Raw genomic sequence first — 14,335 nt, 5'->3', positions numbered from 1 at the left:
AGAGCTAAATGCAAAATAAAGACCAAACAATAAGAGCAATGAAAGCGCGGGGTACAGATTAAAAGAGGAGTTTTAAGCGTTATTAAAAATAGAAAAACTTACAGAGCCCTGTAAGTTTTTCAAGATCAAAAAAAGGGTACTTTAAAAGTGCCCTTGAGTTTAAATCGGTTTAAATTTAGTTAATCTTTGCTTTCGTTAACTAAAATAACTTTACGATGCGGGAAAGGTATTTCGATGTTGTTTTCATCTAGTGCTTTTTTAATTAACTCTGGCACAGTGTAAAGAATATCGAAGTAATGCTCGCCCTTACAAAAAGGTCTTACTAAAAAGTCTACTGAGCTGTTGTTAAGTGTTTCTACTTCAACAAAAGGAGCTGGATCTTTTAGTATGTGTGGGTGCGCTGCAAGTACGGCATCTATAACTTTACGTACAGCCGTTGTATCTTCACCGTATGCAACACCAAAATGCATATCCACACCACGAATTGGATGATGTGAATGGTTTATAATTTGCGCGCCCCAAATTTGACTATTTGGAATAATAACCTGTTGGTTATCGAACGTTTGTAAAATAGTAGTAAACATATCTACTTCTGTTACTTTACCAAAACGCCCTGCAGCCTCAATAAAGTCATTCACTTTATAAGGTCTAAATATTAGCAACATAACGCCCGCGGCAAGGTTCGACATTGCACCTTGTAACGCCAAGCCTATAGCAAGTCCCGCAGCACCTAGCAAAGCAATAATAGAGGCTGTTTGTACACCAAAGCGATTTAATACAGCAATAATAACGAACGCTAATATGATGTAGCGAGCCATGCTGCCTAAAAAGCGAAAAAGCGTATCATCAAGATGAGTGTATTTATGGCATAAGCCAATAATTAAATTGCGTACTTTGCCTGCCAACCATAAGCCCGCAAGTAAAATTGCAATCGCCAGTAATATGTTGGTTGCCCACGTAATTGCAGCGGGTAAATATTGATTAATATCAATGTTGTTTATTATGTCTTCCATTGTTTTTCCTGTTTTAAAAACTTTTAACTGACTTCAATCCATACTAATCGCAATAGTTTAACAAAAAATTAACTAAAGTACGGCTATAGGAGTAATTTAAAACATAAAGAAAGAGCGTTCCCTCAAAACATGTCATCGCTCACGTAAATCTTTCAACACATAATTTTGCTTTAACCCTTGGTTTATAGCTTAAATAATTAAACTTTAACTAGTTCATAAATAAAGCTAATACCCGAGATAAATCTCAGTTAACTCTTTTAATTTTCTAATTATTGCTGGCACTCATCTATAAATTTACCGATAATCTCACCTAAGCGCGCATATATTGGCGAGACAACACAATTGGATGAAATTAAAACAAAGGATTATTATGAAAAAGTACTCAATTTTACTTACAGCGGCAGCACTTACTGTACTTGCTGGTTGTTCAACATCTGTTGCAGTAAGAGACTTTGAACAAAACCCTATTCCGCAAACATCAACAATTACCAACAGTGAAGCTGACGTAGAAAAAGGTATTCTAAAGGCATGTATTCAGCTTGGTTGGAAGTGTACGCCTATGAGTGAAGGTAAAATAAAAGGTGTACTGGATATTCGCACACACCAATTAACTGTCGATATTGCATATGAAAAAACGGCATACTCAATCAACTATAAAGACTCTATTAACTTAAACTACAACGGCAAAAAAATTCACCGCCAATATGTTAATTGGGTATCAAACCTAATACGCCATATAGATGCTGAAATGATTTAGCAGCGCGTTAACCTGCTTTACATATTATAAAAATCACTAAATATGAATAATAAAAGTGGAGAAGTTACCTATAGCTTCTCCATTTTTTAGTTGAGATTTAAACAGTAATAATCACTTCAAAAGTATCAATAACTTTCAAACAGTTACAAGTCAAAAAAGCACCAAACCTAACACTATTAGTAAAAGTACTCTCCCGTATTTTCACTCTTTAATGAATGAGTAATTTTTTACTTATCCCCCTTCGTAAAAACATATTTTATATCTTGCTATAACGCAGTTTCGCTCATATAGTCAGCAAATTATCACACCTTTATTTTGAACATCTTTGTTTATGAAATCTTCTGCTCCTGCTAGTGATTTTGGTACCTTATTAGGTTATGCACCTGGTAATGTTGCTGTGTATTCATCTGATTATGATACGGCTGACGAAAGCATTTATCCTAATCGTAGCGCCTATCGTAGTTACCTTGATGGCATTTACATGGGCTATAAATGGCAATGCGTTGAGTTTGCACGTCGATGGATGTATCTCAACCATAGCTATATTTTTGAGGATATTGCTATGGCTTACGATATTTTTGAGCTGCGTTCAGTGCGCGATGTAAATAGCCAAAACAGATTGCCACTAAACGCGTTTAAAAATGGTGCTAAACACCATCCTCAAGTAGGTAGTTTACTTATTTGGGAGGAAGGCGGCGAGTTTGAAGAAACAGGCCATGTTGCTGTCGTTGTTGAAGTATATGAAGATAAAATACGCCTTGCTGAGCAAAATGTAGGACATCAAATATGGCCAAAAGATCAAAGCTGGTGTCGTGAACTAAAAGCAAAAGTAACCAAAGATGACGACTATTGGATTGAGTGCTCTTACAGCGACGCCACTATTTTAGGTTGGATGACACAAACTGATGAAACAGAATATGCTGAGCCAACGTCTGAGCTAAACACTGATCTATTTACTATAGAAGCACATAAAGCAGCAGATACAGGGCAAGCAAACAAGTCATGGTTAAATATTGCGAATGACGATGAAGCTGCTTACGTAGAAATGATGCAAGGTCATAAACTTACATCAGTCGCTGAGGATCAGCATAATTACTTTGCGATATCTCAAACGGCGCAGCAAAGCATTGAGCATGCAACAAATGAGCTGCATGGCTTATTTATGCATGCAACCGACTATGTACTGCAGCACCCTGAGTTATTAAAAAAGTTTAATTTACCCGATGTTGTGATTAATAAAATTCGCCAATCGTGGGATAACCGCTTAAACCAATTAATTACCAGTCGGTTTGACTTTGCTTTAACAGCAGCAGGTTTAAAAGTTTACGAATACAATTGCGATTCGGCATCGTGTTATATGGAGAGCGGCAAAGTTCAGGGTAAATGGGCAAAACACTTTGGTGTTAAAACAGGTGTAGATGCAGGCCAAAATTTATTTAAAGATCTCGTAAAAGCATGGCGTAAAAGTGAAGTAAAAGGTCTTGTTCATATTCTGCAAGATGATGAACCAGAAGAGCATTATCACGCATTATTTATGAAAGAAGCCATTGAAGCCGCGGGCTTTGAGTGTAAGTTAGTAATTGGCTTAAGCACACTTCGCTGGAATGAATCAGGCAACATAGTAGATGCAGATGGCGCACAACTGAGTTACGTGTGGAAAACGTGGTCGTGGGAAACCGCACTTGATCAAATTCGTGAAGAATGTGAAGCCGACCAATCATTAGGTGATAACTTTGAACCACAATTCAAAATTGGTGAAACGCCACGCTTAGTCGATGTACTGCTGCGTAAAAACGTGATGGTATTTGAACCGCTGTGGACATTGATCCCAAGTAACAAGGCTATTTTACCAATACTGTGGAGTTTATTCCCTAATCATAAATATTTACTTAATACCGCGTTTGAGCTTAACGACGAGTTATTACAAACCGGTTATGTAGTTAAACCAATAGTAGGACGTTGTGGTGCTAATATTCAACTTGTTGATGAACAGCAGCAAGTTATAGAAAAAACAATGGGGCACTTTGCCGAGCAAGACCAAATATACCAACAACTATTTGCACTGCCTAAAGTAGATGACTACTTTGTACAAATATGTAGTTTTACAGCCGCCGGAAAATACTCTGGTGGTGGCGTACGTGTTGATAAAAGCATGATCATAAACGGCCATAGCGATTGTATGGCACTGCGTATTAAATAAATAATACTAAGCCCGCAATTTTGCTGCGGGCTTAAGTTTGTGTAGACCCCCTTCCCTCTTTTAAGTTTTATAGCTATCTCAAGCGAGTTACTCCTGATAGAGTAAATTTATTAAACACCACAAACTAAGGTATTTCATGGCGAATCAATTTAATGTACTTGGCACACGTTTAAAACTATGTTGCGGTAATGGTGGCTACACACGTGAAGGATTTTGTTATGTACCAGAATCAGATCTTGGCAATCACAGTGTGTGTGCAATTATGACTGACGAGTTTTTACAATTTTCAAAATCACAAGGTAACGACTTAATAAGCCCAAACCCTCTTTACGATTTTGAAGGTTTAAAAGCCGGTGATAAATGGTGCTTGTGTGCAGTAAGATGGCTTCATGCTATTTCAGCAAACGTTGCGCCACCAGTGGTACTTGAAGCCACAAATAAAAAATCATTAGAAATAGTGCCGCTCGATGTTTTAAAAGCGCACGAATATATAGCCAAAGTTTAAATACACTTAAGCGTTATTAAATTAAAGTCTGCAGATTTTACAAATGTATGCAGGCTTTTCAAAAATCCAATCCCCCCTCCAGCCTCTGAAATCTTAAATAAAAACATAACCACATGTTTTTAAATCACTTTTAAAAACAATCAGCTTACGGCATAACAGTTGCTTCACTAAGTTTAAGTCATGCTCATAACGCAACATATTATATGAGCAACACATTACTTAAGTAGGAGAAATTATGAGTAACAATAACGAATCAAACAAAACAACTAAATTTACCGCGCCAGGTATGAGTGACGAATCAGCTCAAAAAACAATAGCTACGCTAGATAACCGCATGGTTGCATTGATAGATTTACAGCTTACTTTAAAGCATATTCACTGGAATGTAGTGGGACCTAACTTTATTGGCGTACACGAAATGATAGACCCACAAGTAGACATTGTGCGCGAAATGACAGATACAATTGCAGAGCGAATTGCGACTCTTGGTGGAGTGCCTGTTGGTACGCCTAAATCAATTGTAGATCGTCGTACATGGAACGAATACTCAGTAGGTAAAGGGTTAGTAACCGAGCATTTAGCCGCACTTGATAAAGTATACAACGGCGTTAATGGCGATCACCGCAAAGCAATTGAGACTCTTTCTGAATTAGATCCGGTGTCTGAAGATATGATCACCAGCCAACTAGCTGACCTAGAGCAATTTCAGTGGTTTATTAGAGCCCATTTAGAATCATCTACAGGCGAGTTAAAAAGCTAATATATTTAATCTAAAAAAGCCCAGCATTAATATGCTGGGCTTTTTTTTGCGTAAAAATCACTCTATTTATAATCATATATAGATATGTATCAGTAAGCTCTAATACAAAACCCATATAAAAAAAATAGAAAATTGGTATTACCAAAACAAATAACCAAAATAAAATTGAATGATTTTATACTCCTTACTATTTCGCAAATTTATAAGCCATACCCAACCTTTTATGAACATCTTATTATTTTAACATCACTTAAAAAACAAACTAAATACGTATAAAAGTGCGGCATAAAATTTAAAAACAGCACTAAAAAGTGTATTTAATAGTACAAATAATATAAAAAAACGTCTTTGGTAAACATACTTCAATAAAATTCATTCAAAATATAAAAAATAAAAACACATCATAAGCCGTTAAATTTATTAAATATAAGCAAAACAAAAGAGCACTTTGTAATACACTTTGTGAATTTTTGGTAAACAAAGGTTGTAATAAAAGCTGAATTGGACTAATTTCAACCACACCACCTGTATGACACGCTACAGGGAAACAGCAGTTAAATTGGTTAACCAAACCAAGTAACAACACACACAATGACGTAAGTCGTACCCAAACGGGAGAGATACATGAAACTCAATCAAATTACTTCAACATTAATTAATAAACATAAAAGAAGTAGCTCTACAACAATCAGTGCAGCAGCCCTTTTATTAATGGCTTCTTCTACTATTGCAGCGCAAGAGGCTCCGGCAGCTTCAGAAACGGCAGCTGCAGATATTGAAGTTATTGAAGTAAAAGGCATGCTAGGTAGTATGAAAGCCGCCGCTATGCTTAAGCGTACTGACGGACGTATTGTAGATGCGATTGTTGCTGAAGACATTGGTAAGTTACCTGATAATAATATTGCAGAAGCACTGCAACGTATTACAGGTGTATCTATTAATACCGATTTTGGTGTGGGTGACAGTGTTTCGATTCGTGGCTTACCTCAAAACCGTGTTGAATTAAACGGTCGCTCTACTATTGGCGACTCTCGTGACGGTATTAGCTTACAAGATTACCCATCAAGCTTCTTAAAAACAGTAGAAGTCGTTAAGTCTCCTACTGCCGATATGATTGAAGGTGCATTAGGCGGAACAGTTAGCTTAAAAACAGTTCGCCCATTAGAGTTAGATAAACTAACTGGCGCAGTTTCATTAGATGGTGAATACGCAGATAAAACAGAAAAAGTAGCGCCTATTTTTAGCGGTTCACTTGGTAACAACTGGGACTTTGACGAAATGGGTACCTTTGGTGCCATTGCTATGTTTTCGTATCAAGATCGTGAAATTCGTCAAGATGAAACGTCTAGCCGTGTTAAACCTCAAGACATTGATATTAATGGCCAAGAAGGTAATACACCAAGTGGCAACGCTATCGTACGAGACGAGCACAGTGTTGAACAATATGTAGAACAACGTAAACGTACTGCTGTAAATTTATCACTTCAATGGGCACCGCAATCTGGTAATGGCATGGTGTATCTAGATTTAAGTGGCACTAAACGCTCTGGTGAGCAAAGTGGTAACTCTATATTAGGTGTTGCGGGTTCGTTATCAACAGATGCAAATACAACTCAAGATGCTAACGGCGTAAATAATTACACGCTAACAAACGAATTTGGTATCCCTAAAACATACAGTGACTTTCGTGAAACTGACTCGTTTTCAAATGCACTTGGTGCAGAGTGGAACCTTACTGACAGTATAAAAATCTCTGGTGAAATTGCAGTAGCATCATCAGAAAGCGTAAGACCTGATTCTGAATTTACACTTCGCCCAATCGAAAAATCAACATTTGAAGCAAGTGGCGGAACTCAGCTAACAAATCATTTATATGATGGTGCATTTTCTCAAGACGGTAATAAATTACCAAGCATCATTCATTCAGATCCAAATGCATTTACTGACCCACAAAACTTAGCACTACGTACGTTCAAAAGTGAAGATAGAAGAACAGACAATGACGAAACAGCTATTCGTTTTGACGTTGAAATGTTTGAACCTCTCAGCAGCTTAAGCTGGGTATCTAAAGTAAAAGCAGGTGTACGTGTTACTAACCGCGATTACGAATATGAGCAATACAAAGTAGAAATTAAAGACATTTACAAAAATGCATTTAACGACTCAGATGGTTCATTAGCTGCTTTATGGGTTGATGACTACAACGCTGCTTTTTCAAATAGCTTCACAACAGTTAGACACGACAACTCTTTTGACCAATTAGGTCATTCGGGACAAAATGACCTACTAACGTTTTTAAGCTACAACGGTTTATCTAACCCTGCAAATACTTACGCTCAACTTCAGCAGTTACTTGCAGGTACTAACCTAGCGTCAACGGGGAGTCTTTCAGATAACCAAGAGTTCCAAGAAAGCGCATACCGTAACGTAGTTGAAGATACAGCTGTTGTGTACATATCAGCGTACTTAGACTTTGATAACATCACTGCGATTGTGGGTGGTCGTTATGTGACTACAGATTTAGAATCAAGCGTATTTCTTAATGGCGAAAAAGTAACTGGTGACAATGACTACAGCGACTTTTTACCAAGCTTAAACGTTACGTATAACTACTCAGACGAAACATTATTCCGCTTTGCTGCTGCAAAAGTTATGCGCCGCGCTGACTTTAGCGAGCTAAGCCCTGCATTTGACGTTAATAACGACATTACAGGTGCAACGCAAGGCTCTATTGATTTAGAACCATACCGTGCAACGCAATACGACTTATCTGTAGAGCATTACTTTGATGAAGGTAACGTACTATCTTTCGCAGTATTTTATAAAGATGTTGAGTCTTTCTTAAGTAACGAAAGTAGCTGTGTAGCAGCATCAAGCACTTCAACAGGTCAAAACGTAACTCAGTGGAACCAAGTATGTCAGCTTGACGTTGCAGGTGTATCTCAAGACAACCTAGTTTACTCAGATGCGACTGACTACCCTGTAGATATAGATGGCTTTAACCATGTTGCAGGCTTGCGTGACGCAGGACTAACGGGTATTGATACAGTTAAAAATGTAAACGGTGAAAACGGCTCAGTACAAGGTTTTGAAGTTGGTTACCAACAGTTCTTCACAAGCTTACCGGGTGCATTTTCTGGCTTAGGTGTTAATGCAAACTACACGTATGCAGACAGCGAACAACCAAACGGCAACCCATTATTAGATATTTCTAAAAATACGTACAACTTACAAGTATTTTGGGAATACGAAGGGTTCTCTACTCGTATAGCTTATAACTACCGTGACAGTTTCTTAGATACTGAAAACGAGAAACGCGTAGAAAATATTAACTCAGACGGCAGTATTTCAGCAGAAGGCACTGTTTACGGTAATAACTACCGTGACGACAGAGGCCAGTTAGATTTCTCTGCAAGCTGGGATATTAACGAAAACATTACGCTAGTAGGTAATGCGACCAACTTAACGGGTGAGCCTTCAATCTACCTATCTGAACTAGGTGGTACTTGGAAGTACACTGAAGCGGATCGCCGTTACAGCTTTGGTATTCGCGCTAAATTTTAATTTTCCCTGGAAACTAAAGCCTGCTTTTATGCAGGCTTTTTTACGTCTATAAAAAAGTGGCTTTATATTACGTAAAAAACACTCCCTCCTAGCTATACTTATTTGAATATTAAATTTACTATCAAAACGTTGTAACTATTAGCAAGGATACTGAAGTGCTGTCGCGTTTATATAATTTTATGCCGGGTTTAGATACATTGCTGCACTACGAGCGACAATGGTTTGCTGATGATGTAAGAGCGGCGCTATCGGTAGCTGCCGTAGCTTTACCTGTTGCCATTGCTTACGCACAACTAACCGGTGTTAACGCCGCCGTAGGGTTATATTCTTGCATACTGCCAATGATGCTATATGCGCTTTTTGGCACTTCTAAACAATTAATAGTCGGCCCTGATGCCGCCACCTGCGCCGTTATTGCAGCAGTAGTAACCCCTCTTGCTGCAGGTGACAGCTTTAAACATTGGCAACTTGTTGTCACCATGACCGCTATGACCGGCTTTTGGTGCTTTATAGCCAGTAAATTTAAGTTAGGTGTATTAGCCGACTTTTTATCTAAACCTATTTTAATGGGCTTATTAAATGGCGTAGCCATCACTATTATTGTTGGTCAATTTTCTAAAGTATTCGGTTTTACCTTTGACGAGCGCTACCTACTTGAACGCCTAGGTGGTGTACCCACATACCTAGCGCAAACACATGTTCCCACCTTGTTAATGGCCTTGTTCACATTGGCGGTTTACTTTGCCATGAAACGCATAAAATCCACGTGGCCTGCATCAATGTTTGCCATTGCATTTGGTGCGATTTTAGTATGGATTTTTGATTTAAAACAACTTGATATAAAAACTATTGGCACCGTAACTGGCGGGCTTCCAGTTTTTAATACCCCTGTTTTTGATTTAGGGATTATTCGTGAGCTAGTGGTACCCGCACTTAACTTAGCCATCGTGAGTTTTGTTAGTATGATGCTAACTGCGCGCAGCTTTGCCGCTAAAAATGGCTACGACATAGACGCCGATAAAGAATTTAGAGCGCTAGGTATTGCCAATATAGCGTCAGCTCTTTCGCAAGGGTTTGCAGTCAGTGGCGCCGACTCACGCACCGCTGTTAACGATGCAACAGGTGGTAAAACGCAGTTAGTATCAATAATAGCAGCGGCCATTATTGCGGTCATAGCCGTGTTTTTAACAGCCCCACTTGAATTTATTCCAAGCGCAGCGCTAGGTGTTGTACTTATTATTGCCTCTGTACACTTACTCGATTTAAAAGCTGTTTGGCAACTAAAACGAAAAGATAAACAGGCATTTTATCTCGCCTCAGCCACCTTACTTGCGGTGTTATTTATTGGCGTTATACCAGGGATCACACTTGCTGTATTACTGGGGTTATTTCAATTTATTCGCACTGTAATGCGCCCAACCGACAATATACTCGGCGTAGATGTTAACGGTGTAGTAAGAAGTTTAGACGCCACAGATAAAGCAAAAGCAGTGCAAGGCGTGTTTATCTACCGCTTTAATTCACCTTTAACTTACTTTAATGCCAGCTACTTTAAACGCAGATTACTTGAGCAATACGCAAGGCAAAAAGACGACACCCACTGTGTAATAATTGATGCTGTGCCCTGCTTTACTCACTTAGATTTAAGCGTAATGGCAATGCTTGCCGATCTAGATGTTATATTTAAAAAGCGCGATATAAGGCTTGAGCTTGCAGGTAGAAAACGCCAACTACTTTCGTGGTTTGAAATTGCAGGAATGAAGTCGGGAAAAGAAGGTATATATATTCACTCAGACCTATACATCGCCCTAAAAAGAAATAGCGTAAGCCAGCACACAGAGGAAGTTAATTTATTCGTGGCAGATGAAAATAAAGAGGTGCTAACACAGCCATGAAATACTAAACAGCAGATCAGCTAGCTGATCTGCTGTTTAGAATTAAGTACTTTTTATACTTTAGGGTAATTTGAAGGGAAAAACGCTTTTTTAGCGTCTTCATCAAACTCTTTTTTAAAGGCTACATCAGTACCAATTACGCGTGCACGTGCAACCGCTGGGCGGCTATCAATGCTTTCAAACCAACGCTTAAGATTTGGATACGGTGCTAAGCCCTCTTCACCTAATACAACCGGTGCTTTATCAATCCAGCCCCATGCAGATACATCAGCAATGGTATACGTGTCACCCACAATAAAGTCACGACCTTCAAGGTGAGTATCAAGTACTTCGTAATGGCGCTGCGCTTCACGTAAATAACGATTAACCGCGTAATCAAGCCCTTCTGGCGCCATGTGCCTAAAGTGTACACTTTGCCCTGAATACGGACCTAAACCAGATGCGATAAACATTAACCACGACAGCATTTCAGCGCGGTCATCGCCCTTGCCTTCTAGCTTTCCATATTTTTCAGACAGGTACATTAAAATAGCATTCGAATCGAATACACGAGTTTCACCATCAACTATTGCAGGTGCTTTAGCATTTGGATTAATTGCTTTAAATTCAGGTGTATGTTGCTCACCTTTTAAAGTATCAAGAGGAACAAGTTCAAACGGTAAGCCTGTTTCTTCTAAAAAGAGTGCAACCTTCATTGGGTTAGGAGTATGGTGAAAATAAAATTTAATCATGTAAAGTTCCTCAATAATTGAGCAACGATTAAAGCACAACTTGAGCGGGTGTTCAAATTAAGTTTTAACCAGGTAAAATATACAGTTAAAACGTGATTCAATTGTGAGTATTTCGTGATATTTCATTAGTGAATATCACTTATGCCAAGGAAAATATCAGCCTTTTCGAGCCATCACATGCTTTTAGAAATTTATGATTCACAAGGTTGCAGAATTTGCCCACCAGCAGAGCTGCTGAGTTTCAAAATTTACAGATGATGTAAAACTATAGACTAGTTTAATCCCTATTAATTCCGATGTTAATTACTGAGAGTGTTCAGTATGGAAAGATCCTTTTTACTTTCGCTGGTTTTATAAAAAACACTTCAAAAAAATAATAAGAGAGTAACAAAATACAGAATCTATTTATTAGCCTGATTTACATGTTAAAGTTGTCATTATCACTAAATTACTCTTATAGTGAATCTATATAAATATTGAGCAATACTATGATAAAAGCACAAATACCAGTAGACGAAGAATTTAGATTAAAAGCCCTGTATGAGTATGAAATATTAGATACTGAAGCCGAAAAAGTATTTGATGATTTAACTCAACTTGCTTCTGATATTTGTGAAGCCCCCATATCACTTATAAGCTTAGTTGATCCACAAAGGCAGTGGTTTAAATCAAAGTATGGTATCGATGTAGACTCCACCGAAAGAGATATCGCATTTTGCTCTCATACAATACTGCAAGACCAAGTATTTGAAATACAAAACGCTCTACTTGATGAACGTTTTTATGATAACCCTCTAGTAACCAGCGATCCAAACATTCGGTTTTATGCGGGCACACCGCTAGTTACACCTAGTGGCAGCACAATTGGTACATTATGTGTTATCAGCGACCAGCCAAAAAAGCTAACTCAAACACAAATTAACGCACTGAAAATACTTGGCAAAGAAGTTATCGCACAACTTGAGCTCAGGTTAAACAACAGAAAGCTGGCCACTGCATTAAAACAACAACAAATACATAATAAAAATCTTGAAGAACTAAAAAAAGAAGCTGATACAGCTAACACTCTAAAAGGTCGATTTTTAGCAAATATGTCACACGAGCTAAGAACTCCGCTGCACGGTATTTTAAATTTAGCTGAGTTTGGACTGGCAGAGACTTCAAATATAGAAAAAGATAACGCCTTAAAAAGTATTTTAAGCTCCGCGAATATACTATCAAATATTGTAAATGACATTTTAGACTTTTCAAAAATTGAAGCGGGTAAATTAAATATTGAGAATATTAACTTTAACCTGAGCGAAGTCATTAACAATGTAATTAATCCACTAATGAAACAAGCCACAGATAAAGGAATAAAATTTATTCCATCTATAGATAAAAATATCGCTACAACCTTAAAAGGCGATCCTGTCAGAATTTCACAAATTTTAAATAACTTATGCTCAAATGCGATTAAATTTACACAACAAGGCCAGGTAGAGTTTAAAGTCACTGTAAAAGAGAACTCCTTAAACACGCAAAATATTGTATTTGAAATAATCGATACAGGTATTGGTATTAGTAAAGCTGCACAGCAAAATTTATTTAAAGAGTTTCATCAGGCTGATTCATCTACATCTAGAAAGTACGGGGGCACGGGCCTTGGCCTCTCCATTTGCACCAAGCTAAGTGATTTAATGAATGGCAAAATCAACTTCACGAGTAAAGAAGATAAAGGTTCTGTATTTACTTACCAACAAAGCTTTGAAACATCAGAACTCGATGAATTATTAAAACCAAATAAAGAAATAACCGATTTACAAGGGTGTACTATTTTGGTTGCCGAAGACAATAAAGTAAATCAAGTTGTCGTAAGTAAAATGCTACAAGCCCATAATGCGAAAGTAATATTTACCGAAAATGGCAAAGAATGCGTTGATTACTTTTTTGCCAACCATGTTGATTTGATTTTTATGGACATTCAAATGCCAGTGATGGATGGAGTGCAAGCCACTAAAATAATTAGAGCGCAACAAACAGGTAAAACAACGCCAATTATTGCCATGACAGCCAACACCATGAAACAAGATATTGAACACTATTTAGATATTGGTATGGATGGCTATTTAACGAAGCCATTTAATAAAGAGCATTTAAATAGCTTGCTCAATGTCTATAATCCAAAAAACTCAAATCTCAAAAATTTAGCAGTTAAAGTTAGTAACCCAAACATTACGAGTGAACGTAAGCTAAAACAGATATGCAATGAGCTAAAAAAGTTAATTCCAAATGCCGACAGAGTCAGTCTCTGGTTGTTTAATCACGACTATACTGCCATTAATAGCTTAATTTGCCTTGATGAAAAAAATGAAATAGTAAGTAATGCAGTTTTAAAAGCTGAAGACTTTCCTGCATACTTTGACTATATTTTAGATCATAAAGTATTAGACGCATCAGATGCGAGAAACCACGAAATCACTAAAAACTTCACCAAAGTTTATTTTGAACCATCAAACATTTACTCCTTGCTTGATTACATCTACTTTATTGATAACAAGCCACTAGGTGTTATTTGTTGTGAAAGTGTTGGCTCAAAAATTTCATGGAGCCATGCAGATAAACTGTCACTTATTAAAGTAGCTGATGTAACAACCTTGTTTTTATCCAAGCGGCTGAAATCATCGTAGCTACTTAATATATATAAAATGGGAGGAGTGCCTAATTACTTAAACTATTTAACTAAGCGGCATATGCCACCAAGGTTATGCGCGTTTATTGATTTAACAAAAAATTTGAATGTATATGGGTAACTAAAGCGAAGCGTTGAGTTTACTTTTTAGCTGTGCAATATTAACTGGCTATAAACTAAAAATAATACTTATAAATTAAAGTAAATAACCGCTTAAATGAAGCACAGGGATCGCTAAG

At 37.6% G+C, this 14,335-nt stretch carries 9 protein-coding genes; 7 read left to right on the top strand and 2 right to left on the bottom strand.

Annotated elements, in window-relative coordinates:
* Window positions 1-179: 179 nt before the first annotated feature.
* Window positions 180-1,013, bottom strand: coding sequence for a mechanosensitive ion channel family protein (locus AAEY62_RS04590; RefSeq protein WP_024590253.1), 834 nt, complete (start codon window positions 1,011-1,013; stop codon window positions 180-182).
* 370 nt (window positions 1,014-1,383) lie between these two features.
* On the opposite strand from AAEY62_RS04590, the gene AAEY62_RS04585 reads away from it, so the two are divergent.
* From AAEY62_RS04585 to AAEY62_RS04560, 6 genes are all read left to right on the top strand, one after another.
* The gene (locus AAEY62_RS04585; RefSeq protein WP_024590252.1) at window positions 1,384-1,770 is read left to right on the top strand and encodes a hypothetical protein; all 387 of its coding nucleotides are present in this window, start codon (window positions 1,384-1,386) and stop codon (window positions 1,768-1,770) included.
* A gap of 331 nt (window positions 1,771-2,101) precedes the next feature.
* Entirely contained in the window at window positions 2,102-3,970 is a 1,869-nt protein-coding gene (gss, locus tag AAEY62_RS04580; RefSeq protein ID WP_024590251.1) for a bifunctional glutathionylspermidine amidase/synthase, read from the top strand.
* 136 nt (window positions 3,971-4,106) lie between these two features.
* Entirely contained in the window at window positions 4,107-4,475 is a 369-nt protein-coding gene (locus AAEY62_RS04575) for a DUF2237 family protein (protein ID WP_007581464.1), read from the top strand.
* A 235-nt stretch (window positions 4,476-4,710) separates the two neighbouring features.
* A complete protein-coding gene (dps, locus tag AAEY62_RS04570) occupies window positions 4,711-5,235 on the top strand; it encodes a DNA starvation/stationary phase protection protein Dps (protein WP_010553097.1) in 525 nt (174 codons plus the stop codon).
* 624 nt (window positions 5,236-5,859) lie between these two features.
* Window positions 5,860-8,799, top strand: a complete 2,940-nt coding sequence (locus tag AAEY62_RS04565) for a TonB-dependent receptor (RefSeq protein ID WP_350634664.1) — start codon at window positions 5,860-5,862, stop codon at window positions 8,797-8,799.
* Between the two features lie 155 nt (window positions 8,800-8,954).
* Window positions 8,955-10,694 (top strand): SulP family inorganic anion transporter, encoded by a 1,740-nt coding sequence (locus AAEY62_RS04560; RefSeq protein WP_350634663.1) that lies wholly within the window; start codon window positions 8,955-8,957, stop codon window positions 10,692-10,694.
* A 53-nt stretch (window positions 10,695-10,747) separates the two neighbouring features.
* Here AAEY62_RS04560 and AAEY62_RS04555 read toward each other — a convergent pair whose 3' ends face one another.
* The gene (locus AAEY62_RS04555; protein WP_007581448.1) at window positions 10,748-11,425 is read right to left on the bottom strand and encodes a glutathione S-transferase family protein; all 678 of its coding nucleotides are present in this window, start codon (window positions 11,423-11,425) and stop codon (window positions 10,748-10,750) included.
* A 488-nt stretch (window positions 11,426-11,913) separates the two neighbouring features.
* Here AAEY62_RS04555 and AAEY62_RS04550 point away from each other — a divergent pair, with 488 nt between their 5' ends.
* A complete protein-coding gene (locus tag AAEY62_RS04550) occupies window positions 11,914-14,094 on the top strand; it encodes a GAF domain-containing hybrid sensor histidine kinase/response regulator (RefSeq protein WP_350634662.1) in 2,181 nt (726 codons plus the stop codon).
* The last annotated feature ends 241 nt before the right edge of the window (window positions 14,095-14,335 follow it).

This window comes from Pseudoalteromonas sp. GW168-MNA-CIBAN-0100, from assembly GCF_040309225.1.
In the GTDB taxonomy this organism is placed as follows: domain Bacteria; phylum Pseudomonadota; class Gammaproteobacteria; order Enterobacterales; family Alteromonadaceae; genus Pseudoalteromonas; species Pseudoalteromonas arctica.
Note: the sequence above shows the minus strand (reverse complement) of the source record. Positions and strands in the feature narration are given on the sequence as shown.

Coding starts and splice junctions, on each gene's coding strand:
- AAEY62_RS04590 (WP_024590253.1), bottom strand. CDS start 1,013: ATGGAAGACATAATAAACAACATTGATATTAATCAATATTTACCCGCT.
- dps (WP_010553097.1), top strand. CDS start 4,711: ATGAGTAACAATAACGAATCAAACAAAACAACTAAATTTACCGCGCCA.
- AAEY62_RS04585 (WP_024590252.1), top strand. CDS start 1,384: ATGAAAAAGTACTCAATTTTACTTACAGCGGCAGCACTTACTGTACTT.
- AAEY62_RS04575 (WP_007581464.1), top strand. CDS start 4,107: ATGGCGAATCAATTTAATGTACTTGGCACACGTTTAAAACTATGTTGC.
- gss (WP_024590251.1), top strand. CDS start 2,102: ATGAAATCTTCTGCTCCTGCTAGTGATTTTGGTACCTTATTAGGTTAT.
- AAEY62_RS04550 (WP_350634662.1), top strand. CDS start 11,914: ATGATAAAAGCACAAATACCAGTAGACGAAGAATTTAGATTAAAAGCC.
- AAEY62_RS04555 (WP_007581448.1), bottom strand. CDS start 11,425: ATGATTAAATTTTATTTTCACCATACTCCTAACCCAATGAAGGTTGCA.
- AAEY62_RS04565 (WP_350634664.1), top strand. CDS start 5,860: ATGAAACTCAATCAAATTACTTCAACATTAATTAATAAACATAAAAGA.